Annotated in this window: 19 protein-coding genes, 2 tRNA genes and 2 pseudogenes; 10 read left to right on the plus strand and 13 right to left on the minus strand. The window is 29.3% G+C overall.

Annotation, left to right across the window (positions count from 1 at the left end; all coding sequences use genetic code 11):
- Positions 1-8 precede the first annotated feature (8 nt).
- Positions 9-125 (plus strand): annotated as a pseudogene (locus LQ675_RS15065) (winged helix-turn-helix transcriptional regulator); the annotation flags it as partial.
- A 99-nt stretch (positions 126-224) separates the two neighbouring features.
- On the opposite strand, the gene LQ675_RS02185 reads toward LQ675_RS15065, so the two are convergent.
- The gene (locus tag LQ675_RS02185) at positions 225-566 is read right to left on the minus strand and encodes a winged helix-turn-helix transcriptional regulator (protein ID WP_239726669.1); all 342 of its coding nucleotides are present in this window, start codon (positions 564-566) and stop codon (positions 225-227) included.
- 108 nt (positions 567-674) lie between these two features.
- On the opposite strand from LQ675_RS02185, the gene LQ675_RS02190 reads away from it, so the two are divergent.
- The 5 genes from LQ675_RS02190 to LQ675_RS02210 all read left to right on the plus strand — a co-directional run bounded on the left by LQ675_RS02190 (position 675) and on the right by LQ675_RS02210 (position 3291).
- Complete coding sequence (locus LQ675_RS02190) at positions 675-1337, plus strand: MBL fold metallo-hydrolase (protein WP_107603570.1); 663 nt, start codon at positions 675-677, stop codon at positions 1335-1337.
- 211 nt (positions 1338-1548) lie between these two features.
- A complete protein-coding gene (locus LQ675_RS02195; RefSeq protein WP_239726667.1) occupies positions 1549-1869 on the plus strand; it encodes a hypothetical protein in 321 nt (106 codons plus the stop codon).
- Between the two features lie 94 nt (positions 1870-1963).
- Positions 1964-2149, plus strand: coding sequence for a hypothetical protein (locus LQ675_RS02200; protein WP_107602518.1), 186 nt, complete (start codon positions 1964-1966; stop codon positions 2147-2149).
- Between the two features lie 124 nt (positions 2150-2273).
- Entirely contained in the window at positions 2274-2681 is a 408-nt protein-coding gene (locus LQ675_RS02205; RefSeq protein ID WP_106418018.1) for a plasmid mobilization protein, read from the plus strand.
- A 181-nt stretch (positions 2682-2862) separates the two neighbouring features.
- The gene (locus LQ675_RS02210; RefSeq protein ID WP_239726665.1) at positions 2863-3291 is read left to right on the plus strand and encodes an Hsp20/alpha crystallin family protein; all 429 of its coding nucleotides are present in this window, start codon (positions 2863-2865) and stop codon (positions 3289-3291) included.
- 236 nt (positions 3292-3527) lie between these two features.
- On the opposite strand, the gene LQ675_RS02215 is transcribed toward LQ675_RS02210, so the two are convergent.
- The 7 genes and pseudogenes from LQ675_RS02215 to LQ675_RS02240 form a co-directional block, all read right to left on the minus strand.
- Positions 3528-3836 (minus strand): YciI family protein, encoded by a 309-nt coding sequence (locus LQ675_RS02215; protein ID WP_107603559.1) that lies wholly within the window; start codon positions 3834-3836, stop codon positions 3528-3530.
- Positions 3837-3952: 116 nt separating this feature from the next.
- A pseudogene (locus LQ675_RS02220) lies at positions 3953-4891 on the minus strand (IS3 family transposase).
- A gap of 425 nt (positions 4892-5316) precedes the next feature.
- Positions 5317-5436: a hypothetical protein gene (locus LQ675_RS15070; RefSeq protein WP_081359351.1), complete on the minus strand. Its 120-nt coding sequence runs from the start codon at positions 5434-5436 to the stop codon at positions 5317-5319.
- Positions 5437-5705: 269 nt separating this feature from the next.
- Positions 5706-5793, minus strand: a tRNA-Ser gene (locus LQ675_RS02225).
- A gap of 1 nt (position 5794) precedes the next feature.
- Positions 5795-5869 (minus strand) — tRNA-Asn (locus tag LQ675_RS02230).
- 132 nt (positions 5870-6001) lie between these two features.
- Positions 6002-6556 (minus strand): competence protein ComK, encoded by a 555-nt coding sequence (locus tag LQ675_RS02235; RefSeq protein WP_058592492.1) that lies wholly within the window; start codon positions 6554-6556, stop codon positions 6002-6004.
- A gap of 113 nt (positions 6557-6669) precedes the next feature.
- Positions 6670-7035: a VOC family protein gene (locus LQ675_RS02240; RefSeq protein ID WP_239726663.1), complete on the minus strand. Its 366-nt coding sequence runs from the start codon at positions 7033-7035 to the stop codon at positions 6670-6672.
- A 243-nt stretch (positions 7036-7278) separates the two neighbouring features.
- On the opposite strand from LQ675_RS02240, the gene LQ675_RS02245 reads away from it, so the two are divergent.
- Positions 7279-7494: an IDEAL domain-containing protein gene (locus LQ675_RS02245; RefSeq protein WP_016911637.1), complete on the plus strand. Its 216-nt coding sequence runs from the start codon at positions 7279-7281 to the stop codon at positions 7492-7494.
- A 73-nt stretch (positions 7495-7567) separates the two neighbouring features.
- On the opposite strand, the gene lplA is transcribed toward LQ675_RS02245, so the two are convergent.
- On the minus strand, positions 7568-8563 hold the full coding sequence (gene lplA / locus LQ675_RS02250; protein ID WP_048542047.1) for a lipoate--protein ligase: 996 nt from the start codon (positions 8561-8563) through the stop codon (positions 7568-7570).
- 169 nt (positions 8564-8732) lie between these two features.
- Between lplA and LQ675_RS02255 the strand changes: the two genes are divergently transcribed.
- Both LQ675_RS02255 and LQ675_RS02260 read left to right on the plus strand, forming a co-directional pair.
- Entirely contained in the window at positions 8733-8918 is a 186-nt protein-coding gene (locus tag LQ675_RS02255; RefSeq protein WP_025905642.1) for a YkvS family protein, read from the plus strand.
- Between the two features lie 2 nt (positions 8919-8920).
- The gene (locus LQ675_RS02260; protein ID WP_239726660.1) at positions 8921-9526 is read left to right on the plus strand and encodes a CPBP family glutamic-type intramembrane protease; all 606 of its coding nucleotides are present in this window, start codon (positions 8921-8923) and stop codon (positions 9524-9526) included.
- Between the two features lie 68 nt (positions 9527-9594).
- Here LQ675_RS02260 and LQ675_RS02265 read toward each other — a convergent pair whose 3' ends face one another.
- Complete coding sequence (locus LQ675_RS02265) at positions 9595-11100, minus strand: bifunctional metallophosphatase/5'-nucleotidase (protein ID WP_232156532.1); 1506 nt, start codon at positions 11098-11100, stop codon at positions 9595-9597.
- 158 nt (positions 11101-11258) lie between these two features.
- Between LQ675_RS02265 and LQ675_RS02270 the strand changes: the two genes are divergently transcribed.
- Entirely contained in the window at positions 11259-12731 is a 1473-nt protein-coding gene (locus LQ675_RS02270; protein WP_058592496.1) for an ATP-binding protein, read from the plus strand.
- Between the two features lie 36 nt (positions 12732-12767).
- On the opposite strand, the gene LQ675_RS02275 is transcribed toward LQ675_RS02270, so the two are convergent.
- From LQ675_RS02275 to LQ675_RS02285, 3 genes are all read right to left on the minus strand, one after another.
- Positions 12768-14120 carry a TrkH family potassium uptake protein gene (locus LQ675_RS02275; protein ID WP_088592442.1) on the minus strand — a complete coding sequence of 451 codons (1353 nt, stop codon included), beginning with the start codon at positions 14118-14120 and terminating at the stop codon, positions 12768-12770.
- A 16-nt stretch (positions 14121-14136) separates the two neighbouring features.
- Positions 14137-15822: a S1C family serine protease gene (locus LQ675_RS02280; protein ID WP_232156534.1), complete on the minus strand. Its 1686-nt coding sequence runs from the start codon at positions 15820-15822 to the stop codon at positions 14137-14139.
- Positions 15823-16034: 212 nt separating this feature from the next.
- A complete protein-coding gene (locus tag LQ675_RS02285; protein ID WP_058592499.1) occupies positions 16035-16856 on the minus strand; it encodes a TerC family protein in 822 nt (273 codons plus the stop codon).
- Positions 16857-16924 lie beyond the last annotated feature (68 nt).

Consider the following 16924-nt stretch of genomic DNA (forward strand, 5'->3'; position numbering starts at 1 on the left):
ATCTAGATGACCTTATCAGTCGAAAGAGTTATAAAACGCTCCCTCCTAAAGTAGAATATAGTTTAACTAAAATAGGCTATTCTATTATTTCAATTTTATCCGACCTTTTTCTATGGGTCGGATAAAATTAATTTTTAATATGTTTACAAACATATATATTAAATAGAACAATAGATATAAACACGTCTATAACCATAACACCTTGATATCGTTGGTGTCTTTCATTAATGCATTATTTTCAATATATCATTAATTTTTCCCACTAAAAAATAAACTTCCTGTCCTTTTTCTGTTAATTGATATAACACCTTTTTGGGACGATGATTTATTTCACTTCTACTTACTATCCCATAGTTCTCTAAATCAAACAATTGTTCAGTAAGTACTTTACGACTAATACCTTCTATATCACGATGTAATTGATTATAATAGCTAGGGGAATATTGTAAAGCATCTATTATTATACCTTTCCATATACCTCCGAGTACTCTTAAAACTAATTCTATTGGACAACCATTTTTAATTGTGTCATTACATTTCCCATAATTTAAATTTATTTTACTCACAACTGTTTATCTCCTTTATAGTTACAATTTTGTGCCTTCTTGTCATGTATAGTTACTTCTTTTAAGATTATTAAATAATATAATATTTTAGACAGGAGAGAAACAAAAATGAATTTCACTAATATTTCTAGACATATCTATAAATTATCAATAACAACTAATGTTGGAATTCCTGTATTAATAAATACTTGGTTCATACTTAAAGATTCGGATGTCTATATTATTGATACAGGAATGGATAATTATTCAGGTTTACAAATTAATATTGCAAAACAACTTGGTAATCCAAAAGCTATTATACTTACACACGGACACCTTGACCATATTAATGGTGCTCGTTCTTTAAAAGATAATTTAAATATCCCAATTTATGCACATGCTAATGAAATACCATTTATAAATGGTGAATTGCCTTATCCACATAAAGATAAAAAAGAGGATACAGGTGTTTCATACCAAGTTAAAGCATTACAAGAATTTAATTATACTTTACAAATTGATTTCTATTTAACTCCTGGACATTCTCCGGGTCATATTGTTATTCACCATAAAGAAGATGATGTCTTAATATGCGGAGATTTATTTATCTCTCAAAAAAACACTCTACATCCACCAATTAAAAAATTTACTTATAATACAAATGAGAATATTCAGAGTGGTAGTATCATTGATAAATTACAGCCAAAGTTGATTACTACATCACATGGACAAGATATAAATTATAACAAAGATATATATCCTATCTATAAGTTCTCTTATGAAGAAATATAATCTAAAGTTGTACTATTTGTTCAATAACTATATCTCATTTAAAAACAAACTATTGTTTTTCTATTTATATTAATTTTAGTGTATACGAATTTCTTTTTAAATTCTTGAATGGGGTTTTTACACCTACTATTAAGTACATCAAAAGGCTGATTCACTATATTGTATTCTATAATACAATATAGTGTAACTTTTATTAAAGGAGAAAAACATCATGAAACATTATAAAAAAACAAAAATATTTGTTTCTATCATTACTTTAGGAATTGTAGCTTATTTAGTTTGCTCAATTACATTTTTGGATGATAAAGAAACATATTACGGAGTAGTAAAAGGAAATAAATATACACTTGATGAAATAATTAATGAAAACGGTCATACAATTGAGTCATTTAAATTAGATAATTCATTAAGTAAAGGTTTGAATAATGGCGATACTGTTAAAATAACTATTACTGATAACAAAGGGGCTGTTTTAAATCAAGAGAAATGTGAGCTAAGCCAAATACCTTCTTCTATTAAAAGTAAATTGTAATTCGCACTATAACTATTGCATTAAAACGAAAAGTATGTTATAAAATAATTGAAAGTTATCAAATGATAATTTTTAGTAACTGGAGGTAGATATTATGTTAAAAGATAAACCAAAAACTTCTTATTACATTAACTATTCACCTCGAATTACTGAGTTAAAAAGCATTGATTTATTGTCTAAAGAATTCAATAATAATAAATTTATTGAATTTTCTTCGCCACTTACGTGGGATTCATACAAAAAAGCTATAGATATATCAAAAAATATTGAGAAAAAATAATTCAAATAATTATCATTTGATAACTCAAACAACTTTAGGAGGTGGTGTGAAAATTAATGACACTAATTTTTCTAAACATATTCCGTGGTTGTTCGATATTATAAATAAAGAAGTGAAATAGTATATGACTAGAAGCGATCAAAAAGCAATTACATTTAAAATAACAACTAAGGAATATGAAAAAATCAAGCAAATAGCTAAGTCTTGTCATATGTCTCCAACGGAGTTTTCAAGACACCAAGCTCTAGGTAATCAAATAACACCAACAGTATTGGAAGTTACAGATTCAGAAAATTATGTTTCATCTCACCAATTTAATTTATTAGAAAAAGCATATGTAAAACAAAAAGCTAAAAACCTTAAAATCACTAAGGATTATCAAAAGGCTATAGAGAATCTTCATAAAGATTATGAAAAAGTAGCTATAGTAAACCAACTGATACCATATATACAAATAGATGGAACAATTGATAATGAGGCATTAAACAATGATAAAGATTTGTTAACTGCGTTAAGTCAATTATATTACTGATAATAAGTGGTGATTGACCTTGTTTTTAAAAGATATTGTTGAAACTATAAATCAATATAAAGATGGTAAAATTAAAACTAATGATATATTTAAAAACGTCGAAAATGACAAACTACCTTTTTTAGATTTTTCTAAAGTTTATCAAAATGATAAAACTAATTTAAATAAGGAGTGAAGTTATATGTCAAACTTAACACCATTTAATAAAAACATTTTTGACTTTTCACCATCAAGAATATTTGATGATCATTTTAATTCGCTATTTAAATATTTTAATACAGCTATTCCAAAAACTGATTTAAGGGAAACAAATAGCGAGTATATTGTTGATATTGATCTACCTGGTATCAATAAAGAAAATATTAATTTAACTTATGAAGACAATACACTGTACTTAAGTGCTATACAAAGTAATGAAAATGAACAAAAATATAATAATGGGAACACTGTGTTTACAGAAAGATCAAAATCTCAAATAAGTAGGTATTATCATTTACCAAATGGAGATGAGGACAATATTAAAGCAGATTTTGAGAATGGTGTACTACATGTATCAGTTCCCAAACTAAATTCTATTAACAAAACATCTAAAATAATTGATATACAATAAAAATTAGTAATACTCTTTGCCTAAAGTGCTAACTACAAATTGAGGGAGAAATTCATATAATTGAATTTCTCCCTCTTTTAGTGGAAACTATATGTTGTATTATCTAACCTAGGCACAATCAAACTGTAAAAAATCTAGAGTAGATTTTTCGATAGAACTAGAAACATTCATACAAAACTTCTATACGAAGATGTTGCGACTATATAACCACCCAAATTATTGGGTGATCTTTTTTATTATTGCTTTTCTATTTTAAGATTTTTTAGGTCACCAAACCATGGTTCCCACAAGTCTACTGAATATTCATCTACAAGTCCTTCTTTCCAAAATGGATCTCTTTCTAATAATTCAATTAAAGAATCTTTGTCTTGAATATTAAATATGAGAAATGCTTCATTTTGATTTGACAAATCATTTTCAATGGGTCCAGATGCAATTATACGCCCGTCCTCTACTTGTCTATTTAAATAATCTATGTGTTCTTCAAGAAAGTTTTTCCAACCTATTAAATCTTTATGAACATATTTGACTATATAGTATTTCATTTCTATCACTCCTTTAATATAAAAATATTATATCTATTAAGAACTTAAGTCGACAAAACATTTGCCTAATAAATTAAGCGCTCTTTTTGGTATATCAACAGTAAACTGGACAATTTTTATGTGGTACTTAATTTATAATTAACCGGTGTTTGATAGTTCAGTGAACCATGGATTCTATGATGGTTAAACCAATTAATATAATCAGATATCTGTATGAAACATAGATACGTTATGTAAGTCGCCTTTAATACTTGATAATGCCCTTAGTACAAGGTCTGCACTTTTATGTCTACCAGTACTCACTCCAATAATCTCTCGATTAAACAGATAAACAAATAAGCATATATAATGCCATTTATTCGCTACTTTTACATAAGTTAAATCACTTACAATGACTTCCATCGCATGTTTTCTGTTGAATTTTCGGTTAAGCCTATTATCTATCAATTGTTCATTGTAATTTTGCTTTTTATGTTTATATCGCGCTTTGTTATATAATGAAATGAGCCCATTGGACTTCATAATCTTAATGATTTTTCTTCTTGAAACAACTAAACCCTTGGTTTTTAACACTTCTCTAACCTTCCTAGACCCATAACATTTTCTACTTTTATTAAATATACTGATAATGTTTTCTGTCAGTAGATATTCTTCTGCTTCTTTCTCTGCTCTTTTCACGACATTTACTTCATAGTAATAAGAGCTACGACATATTTTTAGGATTTTACACATGGCTGATACCGAATATTGATAGCTATTTTGCCTAATAATTTTTATTTTCGTCCCATGATCAGCGCTACTTGCTTTAAAATATCTGTTTCCATCCTTAACTGCTTATTTTCTTTACGTAACCTTTTTAATTCATTTTCATCTTCACTGAGGTTATCTTGATGCTTAAATGAGCCAGTTTTATCATAGTCTTTAATCCATTTGTCTAGTGCTGATGGTGTTAAATTATACTCATGAATAATATCTTTACGGGATTTTCCATTTTTGAACAATTGAACCATTTGAAGTTTGAATTCAGGACTGAAAGTCCTTCTCTTTTTTTCCATAAAAAGAATCGCCTACTTTCTTAATTTAAGACTAACCTTCCTTATAAAAGTTGTCTAGTTAAGTGTAGCCGATCCAGATATATAATAACTTCTAATAGATAAAACATCTAATCCACCACCTTTAATATAGGTAGGGTACATTAAAGCTAAAGTGATATATATACCAATAAAAATATATGCTATATTTACTATTATATCATTTTTATTTATTATTACTTGATTTAAAGTCTCTACTATCCAATTTTCATTTCCAAAAATAAAAATAGAAAACAAAAATATGCATGTAGTAATACTTACTACTAATACTAGATACTATCTAATGATATGAAAAATATTCCTACCTAGTAAAAATACTAGATAGGATTTTATAATGTACGTTGGTTTGGTAACCAAGTTATAGTTAAAGTATTTATATTACTTTTAGTTTAACTTAATAACCTATTTACTTCTTTCTTAACGGCACTAGGATTGTAACTAGTCTTTTTAAGTTTATCAATACGTGTTTGACCATTTCCCCACTTACCTACGATTACTTCTCTAGCAATCGTACCAACAGATTTTGACCTACTGAACTTCCGCTAATGATTTACATACAACAATGCAGAAAAATATCAAATATTAGGTTAAACTTTACGATGAACATCAATCACGATCACAAACTAAAAAAGCCCACCTATTTCATTTAGGTGAGCTTTTGGATATTCATATATAGTCACATTGTGACCAAAATAAAAAATCTGCCTAAATAAAAAAAGAAAAAACCTTGAGTTATCAAGGTTTTTTCTTTTCACTATACGTGACTAATTAATCTGAGCGGAGATGGAGGGATTCGAACCCTCGCGCCGCAGAACGACCTACACCCTTAGCAGGGGCGCCTCTTCAGCCAACTTGAGTACATCTCCATGGCTCCACAGGTAGGACTCGAACCTACGACCGATCGGTTAACAGCCGATAGCTCTACCACTGAGCTACTGTGGAATAATTAAATTTTTATCAAGCACAAATACTATTATATCAAGCATCTTAATATTTTCAAGAGAAAACCTAAAAAAATTAACGGAACATTTACACTTTAGTTGCACTTGTTCCGTTAATATTTATTTTAGTATGCTAATATTGATTTTTCAAATACATCTTAATAACATCAAGTACACTATATCCATCTTGAGTTAAATCTATATTTGGTGTATTTAGTTGCTTAATAAAGATATTATTACGGTGATTTCTATAGTACAAACATAAACAATTTAAGTATTGGTGATTAATTACGTGGTATGAGATTGGAAAAACGAGGATTTGATCTTGTTCTAAAAATATCTTGGTCTTATTGCCATTATATTCTTTAAAATCTTTAACGTAGAGTATATTTATCCAAGTATTGTCTATTGACCTTTCGGAACCTGTGCAGAAAAAATAAGTAGAAGTTACTGCGGATACTAAAATCGGGGGTTTGCTCGTGATTCTGGTTAGCCTTTTTGTAAAAAGCTTTCTTTCATTGAAGTGTTCGCCATAAAAGCGACATGACTGATTCATAATTTCTTGAGGTTTCTGTTTAACGATGAACGGTTCTTTACCCGCTTCAGACACCTCAGTATGAATAGTGTGATCATCTACTTTGACTCCTCTAATATACATAGTGTTTTGTTTAATAACATACTTACTCATAGCATGCTCCTTTCAAATTTTTATGTAATTACAACGAATATATTTACATTTATTGTAATTACATAAAATATAATACCTATTTAAATATAAGTCAATACTTTTCAAAATAAATTCTATTGTTTTTCTATAAATTCCAATCGATTTCCAAAAGGATCTAATAAATGGATTCTATTTGCGCCAGGAAAACGTTTATCTGCTTTGTACTCTATTTTTTCATTCGTTAAATGTTCTTTTAAATCTTCTAGATTTTCAACATTAATAGCAGGATGTGCTTTTTTTAATGGTTCGAACTCTTCTTCAATACCAATGTGTAAATCAATTTGATTAACATTAAACCAAATGCCTCCGTTACCTCTCAGTGATTCAGGCTTTTCTACTTCATTGAATCCCAATTTATTACAGTAAAAATATCGTGCTTTATCTTCTGACCCTTTAGGTGCTGATAATTGTACATGGTCCCACATTTTTAATTGATACATTATGATTCTCCTTTAGTATTTTTATTAAATATGATTCGATTACTCAAATCTTTCACAACCGTATTCTGAATTGTGAGCAAAATAATTTGAAATTAGATTATAGTAACATATAATGAATTTATAGAGTAAGTTTATCACTGATTTCGAATTATAAATTTACTTTTTAAAATTTCTGAATATTCATTGCATTTAGAAAATAAATACGCTATAATTTTAACAAATAAAGTCAAGGGGTTGTTTAAAATGAAACAATATTCTCAAGTTAAGCACCAGAGTTTAGAAACTTTTGTTAATAACTTAAATGATTTATCAGTTGAGCTTGTGATTGACTCTGCTTTACGTGAAAATCGTAAAAGAGAATTAATGGTTTTAATTGATGAAGCACTTGCGAATCGTAATAATACTTTATTTGAACAATACAGTGAAGAATTAATTCAGTTGGAGGATTTGCAATCGTGAGTTGTCATTTAAAATTTAACACATAATAAGAGACTACTTTTGAAAACATTCAAAAATAGTCTCTTTTATTTGTTTATAGCATTAAATTAATAATTTCTTCTTTAGCAATATCTCCAAAATAGTGATAAAAATCAATATCTTTTAATGCTTCTTGAATTGATGATTTTTGATGTTGAACACCTATTAATGCTTCTTCAATATCTTTTACGTCTCCGACACCAAAGAAATCACCGAATATTGCTGCGTGTTCTATTTTACCTTTTTTAACATCTAATTTAATTTGGACAAGTCCTCTATCAAATTTATGACTTCTTTCAAAATTGTATTTAGGATTCTTACCATAATTCCATTCCCATTTTTGGTATTTATTTTTACTTAGTTCATTTATGTTATCCCAATCTTCATCAGTTAAGTGATATTCTTCAACATCTTCACTACCCTGTTGTTTAAAGATAGATGTAAGTATACGTTGTTTAAATGTTTCAATATCCATTGGCTCTTCTAAAAACTCTTGTATGTTTGCGACACGTGATCTTATAGATTTGATACCTTTAGATTTTATTTTCGCTTCGCTAACGCGAAGTGCATTTACAACCTCTTCGATTTCACTATTTAACATCAATGTTCCATGTGAGAACATACGATCTTTTTGTTTAACCATTGCATTACCTGATATTTTTCTTTCCCCGACTTGTATATCATTTCTACCAGATAATTCTGCTTTAACACCCATTTCATTTAAAGCATCAACAATTGGTTGCGTAAATTTTGCAAAGTTATGGAAACTGTCTTCATCATCTTTTGTAACAAAGCTAAAGTTTAAATTACCTAAATCATGATATACAGCTCCACCACCAGAAATTCTTCTTACAACTTTGATATTATTTTTCTCAACATACTCTTGGTTAACTTCTTCGATTGTATTTTGATTTTTTCCTACAATAATGGATGGTTGATTAATATAGAATAGGAAATAACTATCATCTTTAGGAAGAGAAGTTAAGACATATTCCTCCATAGCTAAATTAATCATAGGATCATTAATACCATTATTACTTACAAATTTCATTATATTTCCTCCTTCTTTTCTCCCCAAATAGCCTCAAGTATATAGTACCATATGTTTGATTAATCATATGTATGATATGTTTATGTTAAAATAAAGTATATTTGTTAATACTTTATAAACTGAGCATTATTTAGTATAATGTTTCATAGTATTATTTAGGAGGAATAAGATGACAATCGCAGAAGTTGGAAATATCATAGAGTTTCAAGATGGATTAAGAGGTAGAGTTGAAAAAATTAATGAAAACTCAGTTATCGTAGATATCACAATTATGGATAACTTTGAAAGTTTAGAGTTACCTGAAAAAACTGTAGTGAATCATAAGCGTTATACAATAATTTCTGAAGAGGGATAATAGTGAAGAGACAAATTAATCCTCAATTAATATGGTTCATATCTAGTTTCATTATTTTTCACATTATTTTATTCATTATGCAAGGTGAAAAAGAAGTATTCTGGTACTTATATACTGGTATTATGCTGATTGCGGGCATTAGCTATGTCTTTTATCAACGTGACATCAAATCTAAACGATTACTTCAATCAATTGGATATGGTCTCATTGGTGCCATTATATTAGTTCTACTTCAGCTATTATTATCACAAATTTATAATGGCTTGTCATATGCATCCTTATTAAAAGAATTAATGCATGCTGGCGTATTTTATAAGTGGCAAATGCTAGTAACAATTGCAATTGCAATACCTTGTCATGAGTTATATATTAGAACAATATTACAAAATCAGTTGCAACTGAAATTCTCACAACCTATTATTGCAATCGTTGTGAGTGCCCTTGCATCTAGTTCACTATTTTTGTATTTAGATAATTTAGCTATATTTATGTTTATATTTTTAGCACAACTCATATTATCTACACTGTATTTCTATACGAAAAGAATCGTAACATCTTATGTTGCTCAAATTGCAGCAATCATCATACTCGTTATAATTTTTAGTTAATACATTTACTAAAAAATAACCCCAAAAAAGTTTAGCAATTATGCTAAATTTTTTGGGGTTATTTTTTACTAGATAACTTTAAAATGATGTTCTAAATCATATTTACCCTTTGATTCTGTTAGTTCTTCAATCATATATTCAATGACTGTCTTCTTCGCTCTCTCATACGTGGATTCAGAAATAATTTTATTTACGTGTCTAAATAAATAATCTGTCATAATAACTGAATATGAATCTTCTAAATCAATATTATCTATGTTAACTCTACTGCCTACAGGTTTACTCAAATCAATCGTATATTCAAAGCCTTTCCATACAGTCATAAGTGTCGGTTCTAAAATATGGTCATTATATTTAACCGTGTCCCCTTCTTTATACAGTGCTGTAGCTGTTCTTTCTATAATGCGCTTTATTTCAGCACCAGATAAATTAATTTTGACCGGTTTATCAGTATGTACATATGATTGATAGACATCTTTAACTTGTAGCTCGCCACGTAAACCATTACCTGTCGGATTCCCAATTTGCGCACAAACAAAATCAGATTCTTTAAATGCTCTCGTCATACTCTGTTGAATACATTCTATAAACTTATGCGGTTTAATAAATAAGTCCGTTAAATGTTTATAATCTAGCACAACAGGTACGTCAACGACGCTTTGTTCAGACCAATGTTGGACAGCTTTTTGGTCGAAATACGTTAACTCTAATAAATCTCTATCTTCAGGATAACTTGAGATTTCTACGTGCTTAATAGACGTATCGATAATTTCTACTGAATTAGCTCTTTTCTTGAATTGAATTGACATGTCTACAATATTTGTAGCATCTTTACCTGGTTGTATAAACTGTGTTTCTTCAACTTTTAGATCAACAATATGTTCTTGATGTCCAGTAATAATAACATTTACACCTTCCGTACTTTTCGTCATACTTTCTGCATTATTACTATAATATGATCTATAATTATTTTTATCTGTATAAGTGTGCAAACCACCATGGTATAACATAATTAAGAAGTCAGGGCTTTCTTTTTCATGTAAATATCTCACCCATTTTTTAGCTGTCGTCATGGACTCACCAACAAGCACTTCGTCTTCAAACTCAACATTTTTGTTTTCCATAAGGCCACTAGATGTAAATCCTATGATACCTATTTTTATACCCTCTACATATTTAATCGTATAAGGTGTTGTAAAATATGGTTCACGTGTTTTACTATGTTCAATATTTGCTGCTAACCAAGGAAATCTACTTAATGCAATAGATTTATTTAAGAAGTCTAACCCAAAGTTGAATTCGTCAGGGCTAACACCACTTGCATCAAATTGCATTTCATTCATCACTTTAATCATTGGATTTCTCTTATATGGGGCAATTTGAGCATAATAAAAAGCAAACATTGAACCTGATAACATGCCACCATTATCTAACAATAAGACATGGTGATTTGTTTTGCGTTTATGTTTAACGTAAGTGGCCATCTTTAGAATGTTACCACTAATACCACTTTTTCCTATTTGTCCATGTAAGTCAGAAGTAGCTAATAAATCAATTGTTATGGTTTCATTCATATTCAATGCTATCCCCACCTTTTTTATTTATTTTACCATTTTTAAATACTGTTAGGGCAGTATATGAACATTTGGATGGAAAATTTATTTAATATGTATTGGCAATAATTGTTAATCATAATATACTCTATTAGTAATCAATAAACTTGGAGGCAATAATGAAATCATTTAATAAATTAATTATCATTAATTTTGCTATCGCTTTAGTCATTTCATTAATGATTGGTATTATTATAAGTAAAAATTATACAAATAGAGTTAATCAAAGATTAGAAACGACAAAAGAAATTGTAAACTTAAAAATTAATACCTTTATAAATGAATCAAATAGCATTTCTGAATCTTTAACAACCATTTTATCTAACAGCCGAAACGAAAAATTTATTAATCAGTTTTTAGAGGATAATCACGCAAGGTATACTTGGATTGACCATATTTATATTTTGAATGATCAAAAACAAATCGTTTATGATTCTAAAGGAACTGATTATACCTCTCTTAAAGATTTTAACAAATATAAATTTCATTTTCCTTTTACAGCTAATTCAAGTTTAAGTAGTGAAAAAGTTTCATTAAAAAATGCCAATACATTATTATTAACCAATCATTTAAAAGTACAAAACAAAGACTACACTGTTGCTTCAGAAATAAATATGTCATCATTTAAAAATGAAATTAATTTAATCTCTAAAAGATATCATATTCAAGTCAATGGTATCGATGGTACTGAAATTTATCAAGTTGGAAAAAAATATAAGCATTCTAAATCCATAAATTATTTATATGATCAATTACCTATCTCATTAACAATTAGCGGACAATATAACTTTATGACGCGCATTATTTTACCGAGTATTTTTATATTTTTAGTTGTATTTTTATTATTATCTATTGTTACACTTATATTTAAAAATAGATCCGAACGATTAGAACATGAAAAAGTAATTGAACAAGCAAATAGTGAAAAGCTTAGACTAATTGGTACACTCGCTGCTAATACAGCACATGAAATTAAAAATCCACTTACTAGCATTAATGGATTTATTGAACTAACTAGAATGAAATATGATAGAGATAAACAAGACTATCATTTTAATATTATTTCAGAAGAACTAGATAGAATTAATAATATCGTTACACAATTTTTATTTTTAGGAAAGCCAACCAACCTTACCTATTCAAATGTAGACATTAATCAATCTATCAAAGAAGTTTCACAATTTTTGAAGTATGAGCTTGAACAACATAACATTAATATTACTTTAACATTACCAGGTTCTCCTATTGTTGCATTTATTTCAGAAGATCAATTAAAACAAATTCTCATCAATCTTATTCAAAATGCTAAAGATGCCTTATTAGATATAAAACAACCAGAAATTGAAATTCAATTACAACGTACACATGCAAACCAAGCTACTATTATATTTAAAGATAACGGTGCCGGTATGTCTAAAGAAACACAACAAAAGATATTTGATCCTTTCTTTACAACGAAAGAATCTGGTAGTGGCCTCGGTTTATACTTAAGTAAGAAACTCATTGAAGATTGGGAAGGCGAAATTAGCGTATTTACGAATATGACTAAAGGTACTACGTTTATAATCACCATACCTACTATTAATCCATAATAAAAAGCAAGCGGCATAGTCGCTTGCTTTTTATATTTAACCTATTTGTATACGTTCTTTAGGATAATGGAATTTATCAGGTGTTGATTTTCCACCTAACATGACGACGAAACATAATAGTCCTACCCGACCTATAAACATCAACATCATGATAACGATTTTAGATCCTAATTGTAAGCCATCTGTAATGCCCATTGATAAACCACATGTCCCAAATGCTGACATCGTTTCAAAGAATATAGATAACAAATCATGTTTACCATTTTCAAACCGAACGACAGATAGTACACCAACAAACGTTATCGCTAATGCAAGTGAAATAACTGCAAATGATCTTTGGATATCAATTGGATGTATTTCTCTATTGAAAGCTTTTATCGTTGTTCGACCATTACTAAAGTTCACTAAATATAATATCAGTATCGTAAATGTTGTCGTTCTTATACCGCCACCTACTGAACTTGGTGAAGACCCTATAAACATTAGCCCGCCTAAAAAGAAGTTTGTTGCTTCAGTAAAATGACTTAAATCTATAGTTGAAAGTCCAGCACTTCTTGTAGATGAAGATTGGAACATTGCATAGAATAAAGCTTTATGCCACGACACATCTTTAAATGCATTTGAAAACTCAAATAAATAAATCACGATTGTGCCTAGTAAAAATAAAAACAAATAAGTGGCACTCGCTATTTTTGTGAAAAGCGAGAACCTAAAGTTTGGAATTGTATTTTTCATGTATGTTTTGACTTCAATCAACACAGGGAACCCTATTGCACCTAACATAATAAGTAACATAATGATTGTTTGAACGAAATAATCATTAGCATAAGGTGCTAATGATTCGCCCGTAATATCAAGACCACCATTTGTAGTTGCAGAAACAGATGCAAAGATACCGTGATGTATCGCTTCTTTCACCGATCCAATATCTTTATAGAAATAAAATGATAACAATATCGCACCAATGACTTCAATCATTAAAATTGTTCTCACAATATCTAATATTAACTTAACAACACCATTCATAGCATTTGAATTGCTATCTAACATAATTAATTGGCGTTCACGTAAGCCGATATGTTTACCTAAAATGACCCAAAGTAATGTACCAATTGCCATTACACCTATGCCACCGATATTAAGAATAATAAGGATGATAGCTTGTCCAAATGTGGTAAATGTATCTTCAATTGTAACAGGCGTTAACCCCGTTACACTGACACCAGATACAGCAACAAATAATGTATCAACTGGTGCGATTTTAACACCAGGTTTAACAACATAAGGTAAATTTAATAATAAAAAGGCGACAATAATTGCGCCCAAATAATATAATACAATACCCTGCTGTGGAGTCATTTTTTGAAAAAAGTATTTTATAATGGACACAAATTGTCACCTCTTATTATTTCAATGTTAATTTTTTCGTTATTTCTTTTCCATCTCGGATAAGCTTCAAGTTAACACTGTCGCCTTTTTTATGATTATTATATAATTCTTTTCTAAATTCAAGATTATTTTCAATTTTTGTATCGTTAATACCAACGATTACATCATTAAATTTAACGCCAGCTTTGTCCGCATTACCGTCTTTTGTAACACCAGTAATGGTCATTCCTGATTTATATTTATCGGGTAAAGATATTTGTGACTTTTCACTATCACTCATTTTAGAATAGTTTTGAGCCATGATACCTAATTCTGGACGTTCAATTTTACCGTTTTTCTCTAATTTATTAATGTAGTCAGTAGTGTCATTAGAAGGAATTGCAAAAGCCATACCTTCTACATTAGGCATATCGATTTTCAACGATACGATACCTATTAAATTACCTTGTGAGTCTAATATAGGTCCACCTGAGTTACCAGGATTGACTGCAGCATCTGTTTGGATAGCTTTAATTTCCCAATCATACTCGTCATCACCATTAAAATCAACAGGAACTTTTCTGTCTAGACCTGAAACAACGCCTGTAGAAATACTATTTTGGAATTCAGAACCTAACGGACTACCTATTACAATAGCTGTTTCACCTAAAATCAAATTGTCTGAGTCCTCAAATTTAATTGGTTTAAAATCTTCAGTTTTTTCGATTGGAATCGTTAAGACTGCAATATCAGACCATTGATCTGAACCTAATACTTTACCGTCATACTTTTTACCATTTGCTGTTGTAATAATTGGTTTCTTATCAGTTGATACAACATGTGCGTTTGTTACTATGTATGCTTTTTTATTTTCAACTTTATAAACGACGCCTGAACCGACGCCGCTATTTTCTTCTTTTTCCTTAGCTGAAGATTCTTTCTTACTAGATACATCTGAATCTTCATGAGATACACCCACGACTGAGTTTTTAGATTTCTCTACAGCTTCCATAACATTCGTAATAGGTTTTTGGAATCCTTTTTGAGATTGCTTTTCTTCAATTGTTTTTCTACTTTCGTTAGGAGGATTTACATTTTGGAATATACTCCACACTAAAATAAATATTAATATGATTGCTAAAATGATTGCAATGATTGGCCAATGTTTTTCTATTTTAGTTAAAAATGTATTGAGAAAACTATTTTTATTTTGAGATTTTTGTTCTACTTTTTCATCATGTTTAGCACCGAGCTGTTTATTTATTTCAAAGTCATTATCGTTAGAAAAAGTTTTACCCGTCTCTGCCTGTTTTTGTTCACTTACTTTTTCATATCTAATCACTTCAGGTTCTTCTTCAGAGTCTATTCCGTGGTGTTCATCATCTGTTTGAACTTCATCTTTATGTAATACTTCATCTTGTTCACTATATTCTTGATGTGATTCAGCAAGTCGGTCATCATCTAAATCAATTGTTGGATGCAATTTAGATTCTTCTTCTTGTTTTTTGATTTCTTCTTTTGTTAATTTTTCAATACGTGCTTTTTGCATATTTTCCTTAACACGTAATTCATTTTTCTTTTGAAGTTCTCGTTCATTCGCTTTTTTTATTTCATTTTCTTTTTTCTCTTGTTCGATTCTTTTTTCACGTTCTTCATTATGAAAAAATTCACGTCGCTGTCTCTTATATTCATTTCTAGGAATGACATGCTTTTTTCGTGACATTTATTGCCCTCCTCAATCTAAACACTTAATGTATCTATTATGCCATATAATACTAAATTTATTAACATAAAACCATTGTAATTCTCAATATTATACACCTATTTTTACATATATTTGCAAATTCATTCAATATGAATTATTCATTTTAAAAAAACATAAAAAACACCAACAAAGTCAACTATAAACTTTGTTGGTGTTTTGTCTAATAAATATTAATTTGTTGTCTTTTTATTATTACGTACTGAAGTGATCCAGCCAATAATAACGAGTAATAATAATACTGACCAGAATATTGATTGCCATAATATGCCATGTGGGAAATCATGAGGTAATACACCAATTTCATCATGTGCCAATACAATCACAAACAGTTTAATACCTACCCAACCTACAATAGCAAATGCTGCCGCTTCTAAATTTGGATATTTGTTTAATAATTCAACAAAGTATGTTGCTGCAAATCTCATAATAACAACACCAATAATACCACCAACAAACATAACACCAAACTGACCAGCATCCATACCACCAAAGTGTATACCTAGTGCTGGTAGTGTCACCGCGATAGCGAAAGCTGCTAACATTGAGTCAATTGCAAATGCTATATCCGCAAATTCTACTTTTAATACCGTCATCCAGAAGTTCTTTTTCAATTTATGATGACCGTGTCCATCTGAAGGAAATTCTGATTCAGAGAAATCATCTTTAGCTTCTACGTCGTCTGGCGTCTTGAGCTCTTCACCTTTATGCTTTCTAAAGTCTATCAAATTCTTAATAGACATATAAATTAAATATAATGCCCCTGCCGCTTGAATTGGCCAGAAGTTAGCTAAGAAACTAATTAAGAATAATGATAAAAATCTAAACACAAACGCTCCTAATAAGCCATAGAACAATGCTTTTTTCCTTAAATCTTCTGGTAAATGTTTGACCATTACGGCCATAACAACAGCATTATCTGCAGCTAATAATCCTTCCAGAAATATTAATACAACTAATACCCAACCGTAACTAATTAACAAACTCGGATCCATCTATTCACACTCCATTCTTTTTTTTGTAAAAAACAAAAGAGACCATGCCTAATAAAAGGCAAAGGTCT

Origin of the sequence: Mammaliicoccus sp. D-M19, from assembly GCF_022386695.1 — a bacterium.
Lineage (GTDB): Bacteria > Bacillota > Bacilli > Staphylococcales > Staphylococcaceae > Mammaliicoccus > Mammaliicoccus sciuri.

What these genes read in the sequence shown, in the direction of transcription:
- LQ675_RS02210 (WP_239726665.1), top strand. Translation starts at nt 2,863, where the DNA reads ATGTCAAACTTAACACCATTTAATAAAAACATTTTTGACTTTTCACCA.
- LQ675_RS02285 (WP_058592499.1), bottom strand. Translation starts at nt 16,856, where the DNA reads ATGGATCCGAGTTTGTTAATTAGTTACGGTTGGGTATTAGTTGTATTA.
- LQ675_RS02240 (WP_239726663.1), bottom strand. Translation starts at nt 7,035, where the DNA reads ATGTATCAATTAAAAATGTGGGACCATGTACAATTATCAGCACCTAAA.
- LQ675_RS02190 (WP_107603570.1), top strand. Translation starts at nt 675, where the DNA reads ATGAATTTCACTAATATTTCTAGACATATCTATAAATTATCAATAACA.
- LQ675_RS02245 (WP_016911637.1), top strand. Translation starts at nt 7,279, where the DNA reads ATGAAACAATATTCTCAAGTTAAGCACCAGAGTTTAGAAACTTTTGTT.
- LQ675_RS02200 (WP_107602518.1), top strand. Translation starts at nt 1,964, where the DNA reads ATGTTAAAAGATAAACCAAAAACTTCTTATTACATTAACTATTCACCT.
- LQ675_RS02195 (WP_239726667.1), top strand. Translation starts at nt 1,549, where the DNA reads ATGAAACATTATAAAAAAACAAAAATATTTGTTTCTATCATTACTTTA.
- LQ675_RS02270 (WP_058592496.1), top strand. Translation starts at nt 11,259, where the DNA reads ATGAAATCATTTAATAAATTAATTATCATTAATTTTGCTATCGCTTTA.
- LQ675_RS02235 (WP_058592492.1), bottom strand. Translation starts at nt 6,556, where the DNA reads ATGAGTAAGTATGTTATTAAACAAAACACTATGTATATTAGAGGAGTC.
- LQ675_RS02265 (WP_232156532.1), bottom strand. Translation starts at nt 11,100, where the DNA reads ATGAATGAAACCATAACAATTGATTTATTAGCTACTTCTGACTTACAT.
- LQ675_RS02205 (WP_106418018.1), top strand. Translation starts at nt 2,274, where the DNA reads ATGACTAGAAGCGATCAAAAAGCAATTACATTTAAAATAACAACTAAG.
- LQ675_RS02215 (WP_107603559.1), bottom strand. Translation starts at nt 3,836, where the DNA reads ATGAAATACTATATAGTCAAATATGTTCATAAAGATTTAATAGGTTGG.
- lplA (WP_048542047.1), bottom strand. Translation starts at nt 8,563, where the DNA reads ATGAAATTTGTAAGTAATAATGGTATTAATGATCCTATGATTAATTTA.
- LQ675_RS02280 (WP_232156534.1), bottom strand. Translation starts at nt 15,822, where the DNA reads ATGTCACGAAAAAAGCATGTCATTCCTAGAAATGAATATAAGAGACAG.
- LQ675_RS02255 (WP_025905642.1), top strand. Translation starts at nt 8,733, where the DNA reads ATGACAATCGCAGAAGTTGGAAATATCATAGAGTTTCAAGATGGATTA.